Below are 23279 nucleotides of genomic sequence, written 5' to 3'. Positions count from 1 at the left end.
CTTGTCTACGAAATGAGACAAACACAATTAAAACGATACCCGGAGACAGCGACACCATGATGAACGACTGGGCTGGCCTTCCCGCCGCCTACGACGACGTGCTGCGCCGCGCGATGGACTCGCTTTTCCGCACCTTCGAAAACTTCAGCGAAGGCACGTTCATCGTCGATGCGGATGCGCGCGTCGTGTGGATCAACAAGCGTTATGCCGCGCGCTTCGGTTTCTCGGATCCGCAGCAGGCGATCGGTCGCGATTGCGAAGCCGTAATTCCAAATAGCCTGATGCGTGAGGTCGTGCAGACCGGCAAACCGATTCTGCTCGATATTCTCGAAACCGACCGCGAGCCGCTCGTCGTCACGCGGCTACCGCTGAAAGACGATGCGGGTGAAACGGTCGGCGCAGTCGGCTTTGCACTATTCGACGAGCTGAAAGCGCTGACCCCGCTGTTTTCGCACTATTCGCGCGTGCAGCAGGAGTTGATCGCGACGCGTCATTCGCTCGCGCAGGCGCGCCGGGCCAAATACACGTTCGGCAGTTTCGTCGGCACGAGCGCGCCCAGTCTCGAGGTGAAGCGCCAGGCGCGTCGTGCGGCGCTGGTCGAATCACCCGTGTTGCTGCTCGGCGAAACCGGCACCGGCAAGGAATTGCTGGCGCATGCGATCCACGGCGGATCGGCGCGGGCGAATCAGCCGCTCGTCACGGTCAACGTCGCTGCGATGCCGGACACCTTGCTCGAAGTCGAATTCTTCGGCGCCGCGCCCGGTGCTTACACTGGCGCCGATCGCAAGGGCCGCGTCGGCAAGTTCGAACTGGCGAACGGCGGCACGCTGTTTCTCGACGAAATCGGCGACATGCCATTGCCGTTGCAGGGCAAGCTGCTGCGGGTGTTGCAGGACAAGGAGTTCGAACCGCTCGGCTCGAACCGGATCGTGCGCGCGGACGTGCGGATCATTGCCGCGACCTCCGCCGATCTGCCCGCGCTGGTCGCCGCAGGGCGTTTTCGCGCCGATCTGTTCTATCGCCTGAACGTGCTGACGATCCAGGCACCACCGTTACGCGAACGCCTGGCCGATATCGAAGCTTTGGCCTACGCGATGCTCGAGGATCTGTCGACGCAGGCGCGCGGCGGCAGCCACTTCGAATTGCAGGGCGATGCGTTGCGACTGCTGTGTGCCTGTGAATGGCCCGGCAACGTACGCGAGTTGCGCAATACGCTGGAGCGTGCCGTGATGATGTCCGACAGCGAGCGGATCGATGCCCGCGCGCTGGCGCCATTCATTGGGCCGGCACATGACGGTGCCGCGCGCCAGCCGCGCTCGGTGGCGACGGCAGCGGCCGGTAATGCATCCGCTGCGCTGTCGCAAACTGTGGCTGCGACCGACAGATCCGCCCCGCCATCGGCACCTGGCTCGTGGAGCGACGCCATGGCGGCCTTCGAAAAGCGCTTTCTCACCGACGCTTTGCACGCCAACGAGGGTCGCGTGATTGAAACCGCAGCGCAGATCGGCATGGGCCGCGCAACCCTCTATAAGAAGATCGCGGCGCACGGCATCGAACTTTGACAAAGTGGCGCACCGCCGACTGACGCAGTGCCATTGCCGCATGGCACAATCGCAAGATCGAAAAACAAGACGTAATCGGGGTTTCAAATGAAACGCAGTCTTTCTTCTTTCGCGCGTCAGGCCTGCGCCGCGTTGGGCGTCGGCGGAATAGTCCTGGTGAGTGGTTGCAGCAGTAGCCCGCCGCTATTTCTGTCGGACGGCCGTGCGACTACGCTGGTTCAATGCCCATCCGGCTCCGACTCCTGTACCCAGCAGGCCCGCGCGGCTTGCGGCGGCGATTACGACGTGGTGCGTCAGTCTAACGACAACGGCACGCTCAGCCTGTTATACGCCTGCAAGGCGAAATGACAGCGCGCCGGCTGGCAGCCGGCGCAGTCAGCTTCTCATTGGCCCTCCTGTAGTCCGCCGCCCGGTTACGACGGCGTGCATTCCCATCCCGCAGCAGTTTTTCAGTCGATCCGCTTCAAGGTGGTGATAGCGCAGCGCCGATCTCTCGCGATTGGCACATCACCGTCATAAAGATCTGCGCTTAATATCCATTTGCCCGATGGAGCGATCATGCGGAATAAATATGCCGGCAGACCGGTATAGATTATGTCGCTTGCTGTCGGCGCCAATAACTACCCGCGCGGTATTTGCGAATAGGCGAAGTCCGTGCGGAGGCTAACGGAACGGCGGCGTTAGTCGCAGTAGGCTTGGTTCACGCGGTCGGTAGCAAACCGATGCGCATATTTTGCCGGTACCTGCCGGCTTGAATGATGTGAATAAGAAATAATTTCCGTTTCGAAAATGCAATGACCCATTGCGGCACGTTTCATGCTGTTATCTCAGTTCAAATTAGTCGTTCCGGGGAAAGCAATGAATCACCATCAACTCGAAAAAGATATTGAACATCTTGAACACGTCATCTCCCATATTTCCGCTGAAGACCGCATCCCGCTGTCCTATTGGCGCACGCGCATCGACTCGGTGTCCGGCGCGGCGCTGGTGCCCGCGCAAGCAAGTCGGGTGAAAAGGCTCAACGCTGCCCTCTGCGCGCTGGAGGAGAGGCAAAAGGCATGATGCGCCATGCATCATCCTGTTTTTCCGTGTGCACCGTCCCATCGGGTAACGTCCTCTGTCAACCACGTAGCGCGTGAGGCCGGCTGCCTCGCGCCGCGTTTGCTTTGACGGTCGATTTGCGGCGTCGCGTGTACGATGCCATTGAAGACTGAGTGCGTGAGCGGGCAAAGCGACCGCCTTGAATCGCGGGCAGCCATAGCCCTCTCCCTATCCGGCACTTTTTTCGTCTGATAGTGTCCCCAAAGGGACTTCCTCCGGGCGTCCGAACTTCAGCTCGTCCATCCGATCGGAGCATCCGTCATGGCCTCGTACAAGCAATTGACCGCCCAACTCGAAAAACTCCATAAGGAAGTCGCGTTGGCGCGTGAGAAGGAAGTCGCGCAGGCAATCGCTGACATCAAGCAGAAGGTCGCTGAATACGACTTGACCGCGGAAGAGCTCGGCTTTACGAGTAAGCCCACCACGGCGCGCAAAACGGCCTCCGTCGCCAAATATCGCAACCCGAAAACCGGCGAGACCTGGAGCGGTCGTGGCCGTTCCCCTAGCTGGTTGGCAGGCAAGAATCGCGATCGCTTTCTGATCGACGCCTGATTGTGCATCGCCTCGCGCGTTCGCCCGCAACGCGCGCTGTTTTCTGAAGTGAAGCCGCGACCGCCGGTTTTCGCACCGCTGGCAGGGTCCCGAAAACGCTCACCTTTCGCGTGTGCCGTCCTTGCAAACCATCCGTACGTTAGGGTGGTCCGCACTGTCCTTTGATTGTTCGGTGAGCCAGGCTTTGGCGGGTTACGCACCTTATGCGGAGCTTCGCGTGGCTTGGCCGCGGCGGCTGGCCAACTCCCGCAAAAGCCGCGTCAGCCTTTGGCGACGGGGTTCCCAGGCTCTGCGAAGAATCTTTCAGGCCGTCTGCTTACTCTTCCCACTCGCATTTCCCATCCCCGTATTCGTGATGGCGCCGCGCACGCCCGGTGCGTGACCGTTGTGCGCTCTCATCACCTTTGCGCTGCGCTTCGATCGCCTGCTCCAGTAGTCCCGAAAACCCTCACCTTTGCGTGCGTTCAATCCCCGGATGCGAACGGCTCGGGGCAAACCCGGACTTGAGTTCACCTCATACCCCGCATCAAAACTCATCGATACAGGGTTGCGGATGCCGAACCGCACAATCGGTCATCCACTCAACCTCGACGGAAAGACCATGAGCGTATCGACGGACAAACAACTCTTTATCGGCGAAGGATTCGAAGGCCCAGGCGTCAACCTCGCGCACATCAACGTGCTGGTTGGGCCGCGCAACGGTCCGGCGGGACAGGCCTTCGCCACTGCCCTGGCGACGCCCTCCGCGGGCCACGCGCCGTTCGTCGTGATCGCGCGCCCAGGCGTGCCGACCAAACCGCTCACGCTGTACGTGAACAAGGCGCAGATCGGCAGCGACTTCCACGGCAACGCGACGTGGGGCGCTTCGCAGGCGGGCATCGCGAAGGCGGTCGCCGAGTCGCTGGAAAACGGCACGCTGCCGCCCGAAGCGGAAAACGATTGGGTGGTGGTGTCGGCGAACTGGGTCAATCCGGCCACGGACGATCTCGACGCTGTCTTCGAGAACAACTATCGCGCGTGCAAAAACGCGATCCTCGCGGCGATGAAAGGCCTGCCGCATCGCGATGAAGTATTCGCCGCCGCGCGCGACGTTTCGAACCCGTTCTATACCCCCAAACAACGCTAAGGCACGGCGCAGCGCTCGCGCACCATCAGGAAGGAGACAAGCACTATGGAATACATTCGCCTCGGCCAAGCGGGTCTGAAGGTATCGCGTCTGTGCCTCGGCACGATGAACATGGGCACGCCGCAATGGAAGCCGTGGATCTTCGACGAAGCGCAAAGCGAGCCGATCGTGCGCCACGCGCTCGAAGCCGGCGTCAACTTTATCGACCTCGCCGACTTCTATTCGACGGGCGTCGGCGAAGAAGTGGTGGGCCGCATTCTGAAGCGCCTCGCGCGCCGCGAGGAAATCGTCGTGACGACCAAGGTGGGTTACGACATGGGCACGTATCAGAATGCCGGCGGCCATTCGCGCAAGCACATCATGGACGGTATCGATGGGTCGCTCTCGCGCCTCGGCATGGATTACGTCGATATCTACATGCTGCATTACTTCGACGTGAATACGCCGGTCGAAGAAACGATGGGCGCGCTCAACGATATCGTGTGCGCCGGCAAGGCGCGCTATATCGGCGTGTCGACCATGTACACGTGGCAGTTCGCGAAGATCATGCAGGTCTGCGAGCGCCACGGCTGGCACAAGCCGATCAACATGCAACTGCAACTCAACCTTGCCTATCGCGAGGAAGAACGCGAAATGATTCCGTACTGCCAGGATCAGGGCGTCGGCGTGTCCGTGTTCAGTCCGCTTGCGCGCGGTCTGTTGACCTGCGACGCGAATTCCACGCGCAACCAGACCGACTTTTTCACCGCGCAAATGTACGGCGATGTCGCGTCGCGCGAGATCGCTGCCTCGGTGGCGCGGGTGGCGGCGCGCCGTGGTGTCTCGGCGGCGCAGATCGCGCAGGCGTGGGTGCTGAATCATGGCGGCGTGGCGAGCATGCTGGTCGGCGCCGATACACCCGCGCAATTCGATAGCGCGCTGGCCGCGCTGGACACGACGCTTTCCGCCGACGAACTGTTCGAACTCGAACGCAACTACACGCCGTGCGATCTGATCAACGACTACACCGCCGGCAAGCGCATTGCTCGCGAAGCGCGGCTCGCCCAGGGCGCGTTCGTCGAAACCTTGGAGAAGGCAGCATGAACGCGTTTCTACGAACTGGACATTACATTGGCGGCGAATGGCACGACAGCGTCAATACCTACCCGGTGCTGAATCCCGCGACCGGCGAGGTGATTGCACAGGTGGCGAGAAGCGGCGCGGCCGAAACGACGCAGGCCGTCGCCGCCGCCGAGCGGGCCTTTCCTGCATGGCGCGCGATGACCGCGAAGGAGCGCGGTATACGTGTGAGGCGTTGGGGCGAGCTGATGCTGGAAAACCGCGACGCGCTGGCCGAGTTGCTGAGCCTCGAGCAAGGCAAGCCGCTGGCTGAGGCGCGCGGCGAAGTCGGCTACGCCGCGAGCTTTTTCGAATGGTTCGCGGAAGAAGCGAAGCGCGGCTATGGCGACGTGATTCCGAGTCCGAACCCGAACGCGAAGATCATTGTGACGCGCGAGCCGGTCGGCGTGGTCGCGGCGATCACGCCATGGAATTTTCCGCTCGCGATGATCACGCGCAAGGCGGGCCCCGCGCTCGCGGCAGGCTGCACGATGGTGCTGAAGCCCTCGGAGGAGACACCGCTTTCCGCGTTCGCACTCGCGGTGCTGGCAGAGAAGGCGGGCATTCCGCCCGGCGTATTCAATATTGTCTCCGGCGATGCCGTGGCGATTGGCGGCGTGCTGACTGAGTCGAAAGTCGTGCGCAAGCTGTCGTTCACCGGCTCGACGCGGGTGGGCAAGCTGCTCGCGAAGCAGTCGGCGGATACGTTGAAGAAGCTGTCGCTCGAACTGGGCGGCAACGCACCGTTCATCGTTTTCGACGACGCCGATATCGACGCAGCCGTCCAGGGCGCGATGGCCTCGAAATTCCGCAACACCGGGCAGACCTGCGTGTGCGTGAATCGCTTCTACGTGCAGGACGGCGTGTACGACGCCTTCACGCAGGCGTTGACCGCGGCGGTGCGAAACATGCGCGTGGGCAATCCGTTGCAAGGCGAGGTCGAACAAGGTCCGCTGATCAACGCGGCGGCACTGAAGAAAGTGGAAACGCATGTCGCCGACGCGTTGCAAAAGGGCGCGAAGGTGCTGGCCGGCGGCAAGCCGCATGCGCTCGGCGGCACCTTTTACGAGCCGACGGTGCTGATCGATGCATCGAAGTCGATGCTGATTGCCGCGGAAGAAACCTTTGGCCCGGTGGCCGCGTGCTTCCGCTTCAATACCGAAGACGAAGCCATCGCTGCGGCCAACGACACGCCGTTCGGCCTCTCCGCCTATTTCTACACGCGCGATCTCGCACGCGCCTGGCGCGTTGCCGAAGCGCTGGAAAGCGGCATGGTCGGCATCAACGAAGGGATTCTGTCCACCGAAGTCGCGCCGTTCGGTGGCGTCAAGCAGTCCGGACTCGGCCGTGAAGGCTCGAAATACGGCCTCGATGAATACACCGAACTGAAATACATGTTGATGGGCGGCCTCGGCCTCGCCCGCTAGCCGTCGCATCGAGCATTTACGCGTCCACCTCGCGCTGCACGTAGGCGAGGTGGACGATGCAGCCCCGCGCACAAAAAGCCGGCCATACGCCGGCCACGCAAGGGTTGTCCACACAACGAAGGAGACAGCGTGAGCAATCAGGATTTCCGGGCCGCCACTCTCGGCCTCGCCCCCACTTTGCCGGCCGCCGCCGCGGCATCCGCCCACGGCCCCATTCCTCTCGACGACGTTCCGCTGAACGCATTCCACGTCAAGATCGCTGGTTTGACATTCGGCGCGCACTTTACTGAAGGCTTCGCGCTCGGCACGATCGGTTACGCGCTGGCATCGCTGAATCGCCAGATGCCGCTCGACGCGTTCTGGATGGGCATGATCGGCAGCTCCGCGCTGATGGGCATCTTTCTCGGCAGCCTCGTGTTCGGCTGGCTGTCGGATCGCCTCGGACGACAGAAGATCTTTCTGCTGAGTTTCCTGATCATCACGGCTGCGGCATTTGCGCAGTTCTACGTGAGTTCGCCCTTCGAGTTGTGTTTGCTGCGGGTGTTGATCGGCGTCGGCATGGGCGGCGATTTCGCGGTCGGACATGCGATCCTCGCCGAATTCTCGCCGCGCAAACATCGTGGGACTTTGCTCGGATCGTTCAGCGTGGTGTGGACCATCGGCTATGTCGTGGCGAATGTGCTCGGTATGCACTATGCCGACGCGTCGCCCGATGCGTGGCGGTGGCTGCTTGCGTCGGCGGGCGTTCCGGCACTGATTGTGCTGGTGTTGCGCATGGGCACACCGGAGTCGCCGCGCTGGTTGCACGGCAAGGGACGCGTTGCCGAAGCCAAGGCGATCGTGCTCAAGCATTTCGGTCCCAACGTGACGCTCGATGGCGGCGACGATGAACACGCGCAGTCGCGTGGCGGCTTCATGCGCCTGTTCAGGAAGGATCTGATCCGCAGGACGATCTTCAATTGCGCATTTTTTGTGTGTCTCGTGATTCCGTACTTCGCGGTCTACACGTTCCTGCCCACCATTCTTAAAGCGATCCATTTGAACGACGGCTCGGGCGCGGATTTGCTCCTGAATGGCTTCCTGGTACTCGGCGCGCTGATCGGCATCTGGCTCACGATCAAATTGTCGCGCCGCGCGTTTCTGATCGGTTCGTTTGCTGTGACGTGCGCGTCGCTGGTTGCGCTGAGTGTGCTGCCGGAGTCGGCGACGCTCGCGATGATCGTCGCATTCGCGATCTTCACCCTGACAATGTCGGCGTTTTCGAATCTGGTCGGCGTGTTTCCGCCGGAGTGTTTTCCAACCGAAGTGCGCGCGTGCGGTGTCGGGCTCGCCATCGCTTGCAGCCGGCTCGGTTCGGCCGTGGGCACATTTCTGCTGCCGCTCGGCATTCTCCACCTAGGTTTCCACGCGACGATGATGGTGCTCGCCGCCGTGTTGCTGGTCGGGATGGTGGTGTCGATCGCCTGGGCGCCCGAGACAAAATACCTGACGTTGAACGAAGCTAGCGGCGCCTAAAGCGCCCACGCGTCTCAATCAAACCCGCCGCACTGGCAACAGTGCGGCGGGTTTTTCCATTTGTGCCGCTCAACCTGAATTCTCTCGTTCCATCCAAGAATTTTTCAGAATAGTCCTATTTATTGACGTTACCAAAAGTCCGTCCGTCAGAAACATCTCATGCGATGTGTGGAAAGTCCTATCCAAATCAGAGTTGTCTTAGGTACACGCGCGATCGCGAGTCTTAATATTGTTTTACGCCTGAACGAGAGGCCAATAGTTCAAAGCAAAGACCGCCATTTTCCCGGCGTAGAACATTGGAGCACCCAAGGGCAAATGGCGGATTTCAACCCATATCAATTCGCCGTTGATCCAATTCATTTCCTAACTCACTGGAACAGCAAATATGAAGTCGACTCTTTCCGCAATCGCGATCACCGCCGGCGGTCTGTTGGGCCTCGCATCCTTTGGCGCCAACGCAGCGGACGGCACGATCACTTTCACCGGCACCGTGTCGAATACCACGTGTTCGATCAATGGCACGGCGTCCGGTACCTCTGCCGACAAGTCGATCACGCTCGCACCGGTGTCGACGGGTACGTTGTCGACAATGGGTAACGTTGCCGGCACGTCGAGTCCGACCGACCTCGCGCTGGCCCTGACTGGTTGCACCGGCGCTACCAAGGCGATCGCCCGCTTCGAAAACGGCCCCACTGTCGACCAGAACAGCGGCAACCTGATCAATGCCGGTACGGCAACGAACGTGCAAGTCCGTCTGCTGAACGCACAAATGCAGCCGATCAATATCACGACGAACTCGAACAACCAGATCGCAACCAACGCGTCGACGATTACCACCGGTGCCGCAAACCTGAAGTATTTCGCGCAGTACTACGCGACGGGTACGGCAGGGCCCGGTACCGTGAATACGTCGATTCAATACACGATGCAGTATCAGTAAAGCTATGGCCGGAGGCGTTCGCTTGGGCGAACGCCTTTTTAACGGTTAATTTTCAAGATTATTTTCTAAAGGTGATGTGATGAAGTTGCTCGGAAAAATGACGATGGGATTCGGTTTTGCATGTGTGCTTCTCGCAAGCAGCGCACATGCAAGCGTGACGATCGGCGGTACACGAGTGGTGTATCCGCTCGAGCAACGCGAAGTCACCGTCAAGCTGGATAACGACAGCCGCAACCCGTCGCTCGTGCAAGTGTGGATGGACGACGGCAACCCGGATGCGAAACCCGGCGAGATCAAGGTGCCGTTTGTGATTACGCCGCCGATCTTCCGGATGGACCCGAAGAAAGCACAGACGCTGCGCGTGATGTATAGCGGCGAAGCGTTGCCGCAGGATCGTGAATCGGTGTACTGGCTCAACGTGCTGGACATTCCGCCGAAGGCAAACGGCGCGGCCGACGTCAATTCGTTGCAGCTTGCGTACCGCACCCGCATCAAGGTTTTTGTGCGTCCGGCGAAGCTGCCGGGCAAGGCAGAAGATGCGCCGGCGCAATTGAGCTGGAAGATTGCCGCGTCAGCGGATGGCAAGGGCCAGGCGGTGAGCGTCACGAATCCGACGCCGTACTACGTGTCGTTTAGCGAAGTCGATGTCGCAAGCGGTGGCCATACCTTCAAAAACGAACAGGGCGGCATGGTGGCGCCCCGCGCATCGGTGGTCTTGCCGGTCGCAAAGATGAATGGCGTACCGGCAGGCGCGAAGGTTCACTACAGCGCAATCAGCGATTACGGCGGCGCCCTCGATGGCGACGTGACGCTCGACCAATAACCCGCAGTAGCTTGCCGGTCGGGGCAGCCTCCCGCCCCTGCTTACCCTTTTTCGACGATGGCGTGCATTGCCCAAGCAACGCACAAGGACGACGCACGCCTGTAGTAAGACATTGGAAGTCAGTTGAATGATGAAACTCTCACCTCGCCATCGGTCGCACGCGCGCACCAGTGAATGTTCTGGTACGTTCGGCCTGAGCCCCGTCGCCGTAGTTGTCCTGTCGGTGTTCGCGGTGCTGGGCGGCGTCCAGTCGGCGAGCGTGAAGGCTGCCGAAACCGGCAAGGACGACTCCTCCGTCCAGTTCGACACGACGTTTCTGCGCACGGACCCGAAGCAAACCGTCGACGTAGCGCGTTTCTCGCGCGGCAACATGGTTTCGCCGGGCGTGTATTCGGTCGATCTCTGGGTCAACGACATTCGTGTGGCGCGCCAGGACGTGCGCTTTTTGGCGACTGGCGAAGGACAAACCGCGCGTGCTTGTTTCAGCCGTCAGATGCTGGAAACGCTCGGCGTTGATTTTGCCAAAGTGGGTGTGGATGCGGGCGCAAAGGCGCCGGGTCAGACGATTGCGGCGAATAAAGACGAATGCATCGACCTGGCGGCCATGGTGCCGGATGCAAGCGTCGATTTCGACTTCTCCGAACAGAAGCTCACGTTGAGCGTGCCGCAGAAGTACATGCGCAACGCTGCGCGCGGCTACGTGCCGCCGGATATGTGGCAAACGGGCGTGAACGCGGGCTTCATCAGCTACAACGCGAACACCTATCACAGCGCCAGTTCCGGCATGGACTCCACGCAGAGCTACCTCGGCCTGAATGCCGGCGTGAACATCGGTGCATGGCATTTCCGGCACCAGTCGTCGGTATCGCAAGCAACGGGTCAAGGCACGCACTTCGACAACATCGCGACCTACGTGCAGCACGACGTTGCCGCGTTGAAATCGCAGGTGACGGTGGGTGATGGCAACACCACGGGCGATGTGTTCGACAGCGTCCAGTTCCGCGGCGCCCAGATCGCAACCGACGACCGGATGCTGCCGGAATCGCTGCGCGGCTATGCGCCGGTGGTGCGCGGCACGGCCGAGACCAACGCGCGCGTATCGGTACGCCAGAACGGCCAGGTGATCTATGAGACGAGCGTCTCGCCGGGCCCGTTTGAAATCAACGACCTGTATGCGACCGGTTACGGCGGCAATCTCGACGTGACCGTTACCGAAGCCGATGGACGGACGAAGACGTTCACCGTGCCTTATGCGTCGGTTGCTCAATCTTTGCGGCCGGGTACGACCCGCTTCTCGGTCACTGCCGGTGAATTGCGCAACTCGACGCTGGAAACGAAGCCGAATTTCGCGCAGTTCACATTGCAGCGCGGCCTGACGAATACGGTCACGGCATACGGCGGCGGTATCGCGGCGAACGGCTATGTGGCGGCAGACATTGGCGCGGCACTGAACACGAAGTTGGGTGCTTTTTCCGCCGACGTGACGGGTGCGCAGACCCAGGTTCCGAACCAGAGCACGATTCGTGGCACCAGCTTGCGCGTTGGCTACAGCAAATTCATCGACCCGACTAACACCAATATTGCGGTGGCGGCCTACCGTTATTCGACGGCGGGTTTCATGAGTCTCTCGGATGCGGCCTCTGTGCGCGATCTCGCGATGCGCGGCGGCGATATGAATTCGGTGTATCGCCAGCGCAACCGCTTTCAGGTCACCGTCAATCAGAACTTCAAGGACCACGGCAGCGTGTTTCTGAACGCGTCGGCGCAACAGTACTGGAATCACAGCGGCAGCGATACGTTCTATCAAGCCGGTTACACGAACAGCTACAAGTACGGCACCTACAGTCTCACCGCCGGACGTACGCGCAACTCGGACGGTGCCATGTCGAACCAGTACATGGTCAGCACGACGATTCCGCTCGGCCACAGCCAGCATTCACCGCTTATGTCGACGAATCTGTCGAGCTCGGGCGGCAATACGAACCTGCAAGCCAACGTGAGCGGCTCGCTCGGCGACAGCAACCAGTACTCGTACAACGCGTATGGCTCGTATGGCGCGGGCAATGGCAACAGCACGGCGAACACGGGTGTGAGCGGTACGTATCGCGCGCCGTATGCGCAGATGACGGCATCGGCGAGCGCGGGTTCGAATTCGCGCCAGGCGTCGGCTGGCATCAGCGGATCCGTTGTCGCGCATCCGGGCGGCGTGACTTTCTCGCAAACGGTTGGCGACACCTTTGGCATTGTCGAAGCGCCGGGCGCCGCGGGTGCGAATGTGACCAGCGCGCCGGGCGTCAAGCTCAATAGCCGCGGTTATGCGGTGGTGCCTTACCTGACGCCGTACGGCATCAACACCGTCGACATCGATCCGAAGGGCTCGTCGACCGATGTCGAATTCGAGTCGACGTCCGAGCAGACGGTGCCGCGTCTCGGTTCGGTGGTGATGATCAAGTACAAGACGGTGAGCGGGCGTGCAGCGCTGATTCGTGCGCCGCGGCTGGGCGATAACGCTCTGCCGTTCGGCGTGGATGTGGTGGATGGAAACGGTAAGACCGTTGGCGTGGTTGCACAGGACAGCCGGATTTTCGCGCGCGGGCTGGAGGACAAGGGCTCGTTGTTCGTGAAGTGGGGCGCGGCGGCGGCTGAGCAGTGCCAGATTGATTATGTGTTGCCGAAGCAGAGTGGCAAAGCGGGTGCGGCTTATATGTCAGTGGAAGGGCATTGCCTGGGTGGAGTTGAAGCGGTACGTGCGGATATCGTTTCAGTGGGTAGTCAGATTAGTGAATCGAAAAGGTGAGCACGATGTTTAAATTGAAGTTGGTAAAGCAGTGCTTCCTGCACGCGCTTGTTCTCGTTACGCTGGCACTTGGCTGGGCTGCCAGCGCCCGAGCGGATTGTCCGGTGGCGAATCTGCCGATGTCGTTTACGTATGGCACCATAGCCGTATCGAACTCGCTCGCAGTTGGCAATGTGATTCCGGGAACCGCCCAGAACTTCACGCTCTCGGGCAAATGCTCCGCTTCCAATCTTTTTAATCAACCCATCGTTGCGTGTCCCTCGACGCAAACCGCAGTGGCCGGCATGACGGGTGTGTACACGACCGGCATGGCCGGTGTCGGGATGCGGATGCGCAACAGCAGTGGGACGCCGCTGGTTGGCACTGGCCTATGTTCCTCGACAACATCGCTACTCGGAACGACAGCGGCAGACGGAAGTTTCAGCGTTTCCGGCACCTTCGAACTGGTCAAGACTGGGTCGATTGTTGCTGGTACGATTTCGAGCGCCGCGAGCTACAACACAGGTATTTATACCCGGGCCGCACTCAATAACAGCAGCGCCGCCAGCGCGTTGTCCGTTGCCAACGGCACTTCGGTTCGACCGGTTACCTGCTCGGTTACATCCGCCACGGCAAACCAGACCATCCCCATGGTGCCCATCAGCCCTTCGGCACTGAACGCTGCCGGAGCCGTCGCCGCAAGGACCCCCTTCTCCATCAGCCTCAGCTGCGAATCGGGTGTCAAGGTTGCCGTGACATTTACTTCCGCATCGGGTAATTCGGGGATCGGGTCTGTTCTGGCTTCGACCGGCTCGGCGACGGGTGTCGGTGTGCAACTGCTCGATGCATCGTGGGCGCCGATAACTCTTGATGCCGCGCGTCAGCTGAGCTCTGGCACAACGGGAAACGATTCGTTCCAGTTCTACGGTCAGTACTACCAGCTGGGTGCGGCGCAAGTGACACCGGGCGCCGTCAATGCGTCAGCTATTTTCACAATGAGCTATCAATAAGGGGGCATCGGCTGATGTGTCAGATGTCGCCGTCCTGTCTGTTGCGTCATAGTCCCAGTTGACTTGTTCGACGGACGGCGACGTGACTTGTCCGTGTTTCAGTTAGCGTGCAATAACGTCCCCGCACCGCCGGGTCGCATATGACCCCAAGCCCGTTTTAGATACGTCTGCCCCCATGACGTGTATCATTCGTTCCCTGCGCTGTTCTGTGCCGGCAATTCCCGTATTTCCAAACGCCCGTTCGTAACCTGGTTGCGACGCGGCGGAGTTGCCGCGTGACGCGGGGCTTAAGACCCGGCTCCCGCAGCAGCTCGACGCCGCCGCGCAAGGCGCGGCAGACCGGAAGCCACAAGCTTCCGGAGACCGCCCGAACCCCTATCCGTGACCGCCAGACCCGATGTCAGTCTCCGAACTCAAACGCCGCCGCACGTTCGCGGTCATTTCCCACCCGGACGCGGGCAAGACCACGCTGACGGAAAAGCTCCTGCTATTCTCGGGCGCGATCCAGATCGCCGGTACCGTGAAGGGCCGCAAGAGCAATCGCTACGCGACCTCCGACTGGATGGAGATCGAAAAGCAGCGGGGCATTTCGGTGGCCAGCTCGGTGATGCAGTTCGAGTACGGCGACGCCGTGATCAACCTGCTCGACACCCCGGGCCACGAAGACTTCTCCGAAGACACGTACCGTGTGCTGACCGCGGTTGACGCCGCCGTGATGGTGATCGACGGCGCCAACGGCGTCGAAGCGCAAACGCTCAAGCTGCTCGAAGTCTGCCGCAGCCGCAAGACGCCGATCGTTACCTTCATCAACAAGCTCGACCGTGAAGTGCGCGAGCCGCTCGAACTGCTCGACGAAATCGAACAGCATCTGGGCGTGGCCGCTGTGCCGTTCACATGGCCGATAGGCATGGGCAAGGACTTCCAGGGCGTCTACGACATCCAGCGCGACCAGGTGCGCCTGTTCCGCGCCGGGCAGGATAAGGCGGGCGGCGAGGTCGAAACCCTGCAGGCGCTGGGCGACGAAGAAGGCGAACGGCGCTTCGGCCATGCCTGGGTCAAGGCGAAGGAAGAAATCGACCTGATCACCGGCGCGTCGCCCGATTTCGATCGCGAGCAGTTCCTCGCGGGTCAGCAATCGCCGGTGCTGTTCGGCTCGGCGATCAATAACTTCGGCGTGAAGGAAATTCTCGACGCGCTGGTCGATCTGGCGCCGCCGCCGTCCATGCGCATGACCGTTCAGCGTCCGGTGATGCCGGACGAGCCGAAGTTCACGGGCGTCGTGTTCAAGGTGCAGGCGAACATGGATCTGGCGCACCGCGACCGCGTGGCGTTCATCCGTGTGTGCTCGGGGCATTTCGAACGCGGCATGGCGGTGAAGGTGACGCGCACGAACAAGACGTTCCGTGCGAATAACGTGGTGACATTCCTGTCGCAGCGTCGTGAGACGGTCAGCGAGGCGTATCCGGGCGACATCATCGGTATTCCGAATCACGGCACGCTGAGCCTCGGCGATACGTTGACTGAAGGCGAGCAGCTGCAATTCGTCGGTTTGCCGTTCTTCGCGCCCGAAATTTTCCAGACCGTGGAAGTGGTTGATCCGATGCGCGCAAAGCAGCTCGGCGAAGCGCTGAAGCAACTCGGCGAAGAAGGCGCGATTCAGGTGTTCCGTCCGGAAGTCGGCGGCTTGATGATTCTTGGCGCGGTCGGCCAACTGCAGTTCGAAGTGGTGTCGCACCGTTTGTCGACGGAATACAAGGTCGACGTGCGGATGGCGCCCGCGCGCTACCGGATGTCGCGCTGGGTGACCAGCGACGACGCAGCCGAACTGCGCCGTTTCACCGACTCATACGCGGCCCGGATCGCGCTCGACGCATCGGATGCGCCGACGTATCTGGCATCGCACGTGTCGGAGATTGAAGTCGCGCAGAAGGCGTGGCCGAAGATTGTCTTCAATGAATTGCGCGAGCACTCGGGCGCGCCGTTCAAGAAGTCGATGTAAGCGGGTATCCGCGTCAGTACGCCAACACTGACCGATCATTAAAAAGGCCCCGTCGAGTGACGGGGCTTTTTTTGTGCAGGGTTCGTGTGGTTGTCGGTATTGATCTGTGGAGGCTTGTTCGCACTCCGTGGTCTGTGCGGTAGACGAAGCTTTCTCAGTCACTTTTGATGCCTCTTCAAGAAGGCGCGCTGCACGACTCGCCGTGATGCGGCTTTGCGGGATGCCCTTCGCATGTAATGGCGGTCGCTTGTTCAGGCTAAATGGTCAATGTTGGCCGTTTGGATGAGGCTTGCCAAAGTTCAGCCCTTGCGCTTGTGGGTCATTAAATATTGGTATGCAAGGTTTGGCGTGTGAAGGACGGGCGCGAGCCCGGCGCAGCGAATCCATAAGCGAGGACGCCTGGCTCCACGAACCTCACCCCATCTTCAAAACTTCTTTGCGCATCCAGCCGGCAAACGCCTGCACATGCCAGGCGCGGCATGGCGTTGGACCACGTCGAGTCAGTAACCGAAAACCCCGGCTACTTCGATCTCGGCATCGACCGTGCCTCCACTACTGATACGAAATCGTATAGGTGAGCGTACCTTTCAATATGCCGGTCCCAAGCGTCCCGGTCCGGTAATACTGCACGGCAAGGCGAATCGGATATGTGCCACCTGTAGACGAGCTATAGGCGGTCAGTTGTAGAGGCGTGCTGAGGCCCACCGCAGCGTTGGAAGAATCCTTAAGCACAAAACCAACGCCTGTCGCCGTCGAATCGGACCCAGCGAGAAACGTTCCTGCGGTTGCATTGATCGCGCCGGCCGGCGGATCGAGTTGGTAGGTGATCTTGTTCATGCCGGCCGGGCAGTTGGTGAGCGAAATGGTGAATGGCGAGTTGCCAGCCATCGAACCTACGGTCGGCAGTTCCTTAGACCCGACGAGCGGCATATTGACGTTCTGATCAGCAACAATCTGGCAGGTGGACGCCGTGATGACGGCGGCGGTGACATTCATCGTCACGATCGCCAGCGAACCTTGTGTAAATTTTCCGACCAGCGCTCCATTTATCGTTCCGCTTGCGATCGGCCCTGTTACGACCACCTCGACGCCGAACGTCGCTCCACCATAGCCCCATTGACCGCCGTAATTGCCCGAAACTCCTTGTCCGAAATACGACCTTGCTCCATTGAATCTATAGAACCGCATGCCGATGCCCGGTACATTCGTCGCAAATGTGTTGGGATTGGTGATGATCTGAGTGCCGCCGCTTACGGCGTATGAATAGGCTGTGCCCCCCTCACAGTTGGCGTAATAGCCTCCTGCGGGGGACGCCGCCTGCGCGGGTGCATCGTAGATAACGGTTCCGACCGTAGCATTACGCGGGATAGTAATTTGCGGAATACTGTATGTGAAGTTTTGAGGCCCCGCACCGTTAATCCAATAGCACTCGGCCCGAGCTGCCGTTCCAAAAAGCAAAAAGATCAGTAACGCCTGGCACGTGAAGCGAACAATGCGCAACAGACTCGCCGTGCGCGGTTGATGATTTAGCGAGCCTGACGCGTACCGGACGCCGGCGCTGCGGGTTTTCAAGCGGTTCATGTCGCACCTTGACTTGGAAAATAGTTGGCGGCGAGGTCACATCGTTGGCGGCGAAGGTCTCGTCGCCATGCAAAAAAGGCCGGTGCCGTGGAAACGGGATTGGTGACATCGCCTGAAGAAGGCTTGGTGATCGAGCGTGAAGCGCCGCGCAGCTGAATCGGCTATAGCTTCATGCCACGATCACGAAGACGTGATAGGGTCACACCGGCGTAGCTAATTCTCGGTGTCCGATGTCTCGATAAAAATAGGAAAATTCTTAATAAAATAGGAAAAATCTGAATTGAGCGCCGGGAAACCGACGCCACAGGAGGACCAACCGAATGGCTGCGCGCACCCTCGCGAACCTCACCCCATCTTCAAAACCTCTTCCCGCATCCACCCGGCAAACGCCTGCACATGTTCAAGCGCCGCGTGGCGTTGCGCCACGTCGAGCCAATAACCGAACGGACCTGCCACTTCGATATCGGAAAACTGCGCGAGACTGCCGTCCGCCAGTTCTTCGACGATCATGTTCCGGTCGACGATCGCCAGCCCCGCGCCCTTGCGCGCCGCATGAATCGCCTGCTCCAGCGTGGAGAACTCGATGCCGTTTTCCGCGTAACGCGCGGGCATGCCCGCCTTTGCCAGCCAGTTCGGCCACAGGTCCAGCCTGGCGTCGTTATGCAGCACATGCAGCGCGGGCATATGTTCGAGCAGCATGTCGAGCGGTTGCCCGAGCAGACGCGCCGCGCCGACCAGCACATGGCGTTCGATCATCAGCAATTCGGAATGCGCACCCGCCAGCGCGTCACGACCGAAGCGGACATCGCAGTGACAGTCTTCGGTAGGTGAGGTGCGCACAGACAGTTCGACATCGGGCAACTCGTCCGCTAACGAACCAAGCCGCGGCGAAAACCATTGGGTCGCGAAAGTGGGCGGCACGGCGAGTACGAGGCGGCGACGGCCTTTGGCCGCGGTGATGTGACGGAAGCCGCGTTCGATCGTGTCGAAGGCTTCGGAGAGGCAGGGCAGAAATTGCAGCCCGGCGGGCGTCAGGCGGATACCCTTGTGATCGCGCTCGAACAGCTTTGCGCCGAGCGATTCCTCGAGCAGCTTGATCTGCCGGCTCACCGCGCCTTGCGTCACGCACAGCGCCGTGGCCGCGCGATTGAAGCTCATATGGCGGGCTGTCTCTTCGAAGAAGCGCAACGCGATCAGCGATGGCAAGCGCCGCATAAATCACCTTCTGTCTCTTGGTCATCCGTTGCGGCCCGGCTCGTGTCGTGCCGCGACCGCGGAATCCATGTGTGTGCCGCGCTCACTGCCGCGCGTTGTCTCCGACGCGTCATGCGGGCGGTCATCGGCCTGCGGTTTCTCAGGCCAATGTGCCGCGAGGCGTCTCCAGGATTGTCGCATTTCAGCTCGATATTTTGCCTGAGTACGCTAAAAAAATTCCGATGCGCGTTGGCGCGGATCAAGCGGAAATTCGTGCACGCCATGCCGTCCATTCGCAAGCCCCGCGCAAGGCCTCGACTTCGCCTATCCTGACGAAGACGCGCGCCGGCCACCGGGCGCGCCTTCTCCACTTTGCGGAGCGCCCGTGACCGTTCGCAATCTCGACGCCTTGTTCCGACCCAAATCCGTCGCCGTGATCGGCGCTTCCGAGCGCCCGGGCAGCACCGGCGCGATGGTATGGAAGCGCGTGCTCGAAGGCGGCTTCAATGGCCCCGTCTGGCCGGTCAATCCGAAATACGACACGCTCGACGGTCGCGCGGTGATCGGCGACGTCGGCGATCTGCCGCAAGCGCCCACCGTCGCGCTGATCTGTACGCCGCCGGACAGCTGGCCTGGCATCATCCACAAGCTGGGCGGATTGGGCACCCGCGCGGCAATCATCGTCGGTGAGGTGCGCTGCGATGCGGACCGGCTCGCGCTGCGGCATGCATTGTCGGCGGCGCGTCCGAATCTGCTGCGCATCGTCGGGCCGGGCAGTCTCGGCGTGGTGTCGCCGGCGCTGGGCGCGCATCTGGGCGCGCCGTCGTGCACGGTGAAGGCGGGCGGCGTGGCGTGGGTGTCGCAGTCCAATGCGCTGACCAACGCCGTGCTCGGTTGGGCGCACGCGCGCGGACTGGGGTTTTCGCACGCTGTGGCGCTGGGCGGCGAGGCCGACGTGGATGCCGGTGACGTGCTCGACTATCTGGCGAGCGATCCCGGCACCCGCGCGATCCTGCTCGAACTGGATACGGTGCGGGCCGCGCGCAAGTTCATGTCGGCGGCCCGCGCGGCGGCGCGCAACAAGCCGGTGCTGGCGTTGCGCTCGGGCCGCGCCGATCCCGTCGACGCGCTGTACACGGCAGCCTTCCGTCGCGCGGGCATGGTGCGCGTGGACGCGCTCGACGATCTGCTCGACGAAATCGAGACCCTGGGCGTGGGCCGTGTCGCGGCGGGCGCCACGGCCACGCTGATCACGAGCGACAGCGGCCTCGCCACGCTTGCCCGCGACGCCTTCGTCGCCGCCGGCGACACGCTCGCGCCGTGGCCCGCCGAAGTCAATCCGGCGCTGGCCGAAGCGCTGCCCTACGCGGTGCCGGGCAACCCGCTGCAACTCGGCGACGACGCCCGCCCCGAGCACTTCGGCACCGCGCTCAAGCTGCTCGCCGACCATCGCAGCACCGGCACGGCCTTCGTGGTCCACGCGTCGACCCACGGCGCGCCGGTCGGCGAGGTCGCTCAGGCGTTGATCGCGAATCAGCGTTTCGCCTACCGCGGCCTGCTGGCGTGTTTCTTCGGGGGCGTGGATGCGGCGACGCGGGACGCGCTGCACGCACAAGGCATCCCGGTTCATACGACGCCGCAGCGGCTCGCGCGCGCGTTCGCCCGGCTGGTCGATTACCGTATGGGGCGCGAGTTGCTGATGCAGACTCCGGAAGGTCTGCCGGCGCAGGTTCCAGACGCGATCGATGCCGCCCAGGCACAGGCCCGCGCGGCACTCGCCGCAGGTGAGCACCAACTAACCGGACAAGCAGCGGCAGCGTTTCTCGAGCGTTTTGGATTAAGCGTTGAACCGGACGTGCAAGCACAACCGGAAGCAGCGGCCGACGAACGCGCGGCACAGGAACCTGATCCTTGCGCAGAACTGGTCGCCCTGCAGACCAGGAAGCCCGTCGTCGACCTTGTCGTCGAGCTTCACGACGACGACAACTTCGGCCCCGTGTTCCGCTTCACCGCGCCGTCGGCAGATGGCGTGTCCGAGCCGCTGCGCGTCTATGGCCTGCCCCCGCTCAATCCGATCCTGGCGCGCGACATCGTCTCGCGCTCGCGTTACGCGCGGCTCATTGCACCGGAGCCCGCGTTGGCCGCGTTGACGGCGCTCTCGCAGGCGGTCTGCGACGTCAAGGAGATCGTTGGCCTCGCGCTGACGCTGCGGGTGTTCAGCGACCATGCGGTGGTGGTCGAACCGACCCTGAGCATCGCGTCGACGCGCAGCCGGCTCGCGATCGTGCCGTATCCGCGCCGCTTCGAAGAGACGCTCGACTGGCAAGGTCTGCGGATCACGGTGCGGCCGATCCGTCCGGAAGACGAGGCGGCGCACCACGATTTCGTCGAGGCGATGACGCCCGAGGATTTGCGTTTGCGATTTTTCGGCGCGGTCGGCAGCTTCGATCACTCGCAACTGGCGCGGATGACGCAGATCGACTACGACCGTGAGATGGCGCTGATCGCCACCGTGCAAAGCGAGGAAGGATTCGCGCGGACGTTGGGCGTGGTGCGCGCCGTCGCCGATCCCGATAACGAAACCGCGGAGTTCGCGGCCGCCGTGCGCTCGGACCAGAAGGGCCGAAAGCTCGGCAAGTTGCTGATGGACCGGATCATCAAGTACGCGCGGGCGCGCGGCATCCATTGGCTGGTGGGCGAGGCGTTGCGGGAAAACGCGCCGATGATCGCGCTCGCCCGGTCCCGCGGTTTCACCATCACGCCGACCGAGGATCCGAGCGTGGTCGGCTTCAGGATGGCGTTGGATGAAGCGGTGCAGGAGAGCGCGTAGGCGTCAGGCCGGCAGCTTGGCCGACGCTTCGTCGACCTGCGTGCGCGACACGGCCAGTTCTTCCAGCCACGCGTCGGCGTACACCGCGCCGGTTTCGCGTTCCAGGCGCGCGATGGTCGCCGCGCAACGGCTCGCGTCCTTCGGCGTGGCGATGAACGACTTCACCGACTCGCCGGCCGTGAAGGCGTCGAACAGCGGCACGCGGATATCGTCCGGCAGCGGACGCGCCGTCCATTGATACGGCTTGCCGTTGAACGTGAATTGCGGCGGCAGCACACGTTCTTTCTTGGCGGCCGGAATCAGACCGAAGGTGCGCGCGGCGTCGCCAATCTGCTCGGCCGAAAACAGCTCGTCAGGGCTGATGTCGAATTGCTGAATAAAAGTCTCGATGCTTTGCATCGCTGCGGCGCGGTCGTCACGGCGCTTTTGCGCATGAGCGACGATGTCGCGCAGTTCGTCGGCTTCTTCGGGCGTGATCGTGAAGCTCGACTGCTTCTGCTGAAGTTCGGAAAAACGCTGGAATTCGGAATCGGTCAGAAGTTTCGCCATTGCTTGATCGTTGGGCGCGCATGAGGGGGCCCCATGCGGCGTGAATTTTGAGAGGGTCGCCATTCTAAACCATGTGCGGGGGAGGGAGACTTTGTGCAGCCACCTGCCGCACCAATCCGCTTACCGCAGCGTCAGGCTAGGCGGCGTGCTCCCGAAACATCGACAACGCCTGCACCGTCTCGCGCAGGAGGCTCGTGGCCTCCTCCAGCGGTGGCGCCACGTATTCGTCGATGCGTCGCATGTACGGGCATGTCAGCACCGCAATCGCCTGGCCCGACGGCCCGAGAATCGGGAAGGTCAGGTCGGTCACGCCGAACGTCTGCTGGCTGTCCTTCTGCGAAAAACCGTCCGCGCGAATCCGCTCGCATGCCTGTTCCAGCGCGTCGCGATCGATCGTGACTTCGCCTTTGACCTTGGTGTGCTCGTGCAGCATGTTCTCGCGCTGCTCCGCGCTTTGGAACGCCAGCATCACACGTCCCGATCCCGTGTCGATCAGACCGACGCGCGAGCCGAGCCGCACCGAAATGCCCCACGTGCCCGGGCCGTCCACCTGCGCGATCACCAGCAGATTGCCGCGGTCGTACACCACCAGATGACACGACTGCTCGGCAGAATCGGCAAAGCGCTGCATGAGCGGCAACGCTTCGGAGATCAAACGGTTCATCGGCGGATGGCGATGCGCGAGCGCATATAGCTTCAGACTCAGCGAATAACGATCGCCGGCCGCCGAGCGCACCACGTACTGCCGCGCGACCAGCCGCTCGAGCATCCGGTACATCTCGCTGGCATTGCGTCCCAGCCGCTTGGTGATTTCAGCGCGCGTAAGCCCTTCCTTCTGCTCGGCAAGCAGTTCGAGGATATCGAGGCCCTTGTCGAGCGCCGGGGCGCGGTAACGGTCGTCGTCTTTATCTTCCGCATCCATGGCGAGTGAGCTTTCGTGTGCAGTTCTCATTATCTGGCGCGTGAGTGTAGTGCGTAGGGATTTCCGTGCGACGCCCGGCGTGGCCAGGGAAAACACGGACGATTGGTGCAGTGCACATTCCTTGACTTAAAAAAGTCCGTATATGAATAATACGTTCATTGGTGAATAAACGCACACCAATACATCAGACGATAAAAAAGCGCAGGACGAAGTGCCCGTCAGCCATCTGCGGGTTCACGCAGTTCAACAACGCATTACTTTGCATGGGGCCGGA

18 protein-coding genes are annotated in these 23279 nt (G+C 61.6%); 14 read left to right on the top strand and 4 right to left on the bottom strand.

The window, feature by feature from the left end:
- Positions 1 to 56: 56 nt before the first annotated feature.
- The 13 genes from PQR27_RS32225 (at position 57) to PQR27_RS32165 (ending at position 15929) form a co-directional block, all read left to right on the top strand.
- Complete coding sequence (locus tag PQR27_RS32225) at positions 57 to 1562, top strand: sigma-54 interaction domain-containing protein (protein ID WP_408527603.1); 1506 nt, start codon at positions 57 to 59, stop codon at positions 1560 to 1562.
- A gap of 87 nt (positions 1563 to 1649) precedes the next feature.
- A complete protein-coding gene (locus PQR27_RS32220; RefSeq protein WP_408527602.1) occupies positions 1650 to 1910 on the top strand; it encodes a hypothetical protein in 261 nt (86 codons plus the stop codon).
- A 510-nt stretch (positions 1911 to 2420) separates the two neighbouring features.
- A complete protein-coding gene (locus PQR27_RS32215) occupies positions 2421 to 2624 on the top strand; it encodes a hypothetical protein (RefSeq protein ID WP_408527601.1) in 204 nt (67 codons plus the stop codon).
- 300 nt (positions 2625 to 2924) lie between these two features.
- Positions 2925 to 3215 carry an H-NS histone family protein gene (locus PQR27_RS32210; RefSeq protein WP_408527600.1) on the top strand — a complete coding sequence of 97 codons (291 nt, stop codon included), beginning with the start codon at positions 2925 to 2927 and terminating at the stop codon, positions 3213 to 3215.
- A 601-nt stretch (positions 3216 to 3816) separates the two neighbouring features.
- The gene (gene fae, locus PQR27_RS32205; protein WP_093634452.1) at positions 3817 to 4341 is read left to right on the top strand and encodes a formaldehyde-activating enzyme; all 525 of its coding nucleotides are present in this window, start codon (positions 3817 to 3819) and stop codon (positions 4339 to 4341) included.
- Between the two features lie 45 nt (positions 4342 to 4386).
- On the top strand, positions 4387 to 5424 hold the full coding sequence (locus tag PQR27_RS32200) for an aldo/keto reductase (RefSeq protein ID WP_408527599.1): 1038 nt from the start codon (positions 4387 to 4389) through the stop codon (positions 5422 to 5424).
- Entirely contained in the window at positions 5421 to 6866 is a 1446-nt protein-coding gene (locus PQR27_RS32195) for an NAD-dependent succinate-semialdehyde dehydrogenase (RefSeq protein ID WP_408527598.1), read from the top strand. Before PQR27_RS32200 ends, PQR27_RS32195 begins: the two co-directional genes overlap by 4 nt.
- Positions 6867 to 6995: 129 nt before the next feature.
- The gene (locus PQR27_RS32190) at positions 6996 to 8381 is read left to right on the top strand and encodes an MFS transporter (protein ID WP_408527597.1); all 1386 of its coding nucleotides are present in this window, start codon (positions 6996 to 6998) and stop codon (positions 8379 to 8381) included.
- Positions 8382 to 8766: 385 nt separating this feature from the next.
- Positions 8767 to 9321 carry a fimbrial protein gene (locus PQR27_RS32185; RefSeq protein WP_408527596.1) on the top strand — a complete coding sequence of 185 codons (555 nt, stop codon included), beginning with the start codon at positions 8767 to 8769 and terminating at the stop codon, positions 9319 to 9321.
- A 79-nt stretch (positions 9322 to 9400) separates the two neighbouring features.
- On the top strand, positions 9401 to 10144 hold the full coding sequence (locus PQR27_RS32180; protein ID WP_408527595.1) for a fimbria/pilus periplasmic chaperone: 744 nt from the start codon (positions 9401 to 9403) through the stop codon (positions 10142 to 10144).
- Between the two features lie 130 nt (positions 10145 to 10274).
- Complete coding sequence (locus tag PQR27_RS32175; protein ID WP_408528372.1) at positions 10275 to 12941, top strand: fimbria/pilus outer membrane usher protein; 2667 nt, start codon at positions 10275 to 10277, stop codon at positions 12939 to 12941.
- Positions 12942 to 12946: 5 nt separating this feature from the next.
- Positions 12947 to 13930 carry a fimbrial protein gene (locus tag PQR27_RS32170; protein WP_408527594.1) on the top strand — a complete coding sequence of 328 codons (984 nt, stop codon included), beginning with the start codon at positions 12947 to 12949 and terminating at the stop codon, positions 13928 to 13930.
- 397 nt (positions 13931 to 14327) lie between these two features.
- On the top strand, positions 14328 to 15929 hold the full coding sequence (locus PQR27_RS32165) for a peptide chain release factor 3 (RefSeq protein ID WP_408527593.1): 1602 nt from the start codon (positions 14328 to 14330) through the stop codon (positions 15927 to 15929).
- 552 nt (positions 15930 to 16481) lie between these two features.
- Here PQR27_RS32165 and PQR27_RS32160 read toward each other — a convergent pair.
- On the bottom strand, positions 16482 to 17510 hold the full coding sequence (locus PQR27_RS32160) for a fimbrial protein (RefSeq protein WP_408527592.1): 1029 nt from the start codon (positions 17508 to 17510) through the stop codon (positions 16482 to 16484).
- A 345-nt stretch (positions 17511 to 17855) separates the two neighbouring features.
- Positions 17856 to 18725 carry a LysR family transcriptional regulator gene (locus PQR27_RS32155; RefSeq protein ID WP_408527591.1) on the bottom strand — a complete coding sequence of 290 codons (870 nt, stop codon included), beginning with the start codon at positions 18723 to 18725 and terminating at the stop codon, positions 17856 to 17858.
- Between the two features lie 364 nt (positions 18726 to 19089).
- On the opposite strand from PQR27_RS32155, the gene PQR27_RS32150 reads away from it, so the two are divergent.
- The gene (locus tag PQR27_RS32150) at positions 19090 to 21534 is read left to right on the top strand and encodes a bifunctional acetate--CoA ligase family protein/GNAT family N-acetyltransferase (RefSeq protein ID WP_408527590.1); all 2445 of its coding nucleotides are present in this window, start codon (positions 19090 to 19092) and stop codon (positions 21532 to 21534) included.
- Positions 21535 to 21537: 3 nt separating this feature from the next.
- On the opposite strand, the gene PQR27_RS32145 is transcribed toward PQR27_RS32150, so the two are convergent.
- Positions 21538 to 22083: a hypothetical protein gene (locus tag PQR27_RS32145; protein WP_408527589.1), complete on the bottom strand. Its 546-nt coding sequence runs from the start codon at positions 22081 to 22083 to the stop codon at positions 21538 to 21540.
- A 136-nt stretch (positions 22084 to 22219) separates the two neighbouring features.
- A complete protein-coding gene (locus tag PQR27_RS32140) occupies positions 22220 to 23005 on the bottom strand; it encodes an IclR family transcriptional regulator (RefSeq protein WP_408528370.1) in 786 nt (261 codons plus the stop codon).
- Between the last annotated feature and the right edge of the window lie 274 nt (positions 23006 to 23279).

The sequence above is a fragment of the Paraburkholderia fungorum genome, assembly GCF_046027215.1.
In the GTDB taxonomy this organism is placed as follows: Bacteria; Pseudomonadota; Gammaproteobacteria; order Burkholderiales; family Burkholderiaceae; genus Paraburkholderia; species Paraburkholderia fungorum_D.
Note: the sequence above shows the minus strand (reverse complement) of the source record. Positions and strands in the feature narration are given on the sequence as shown.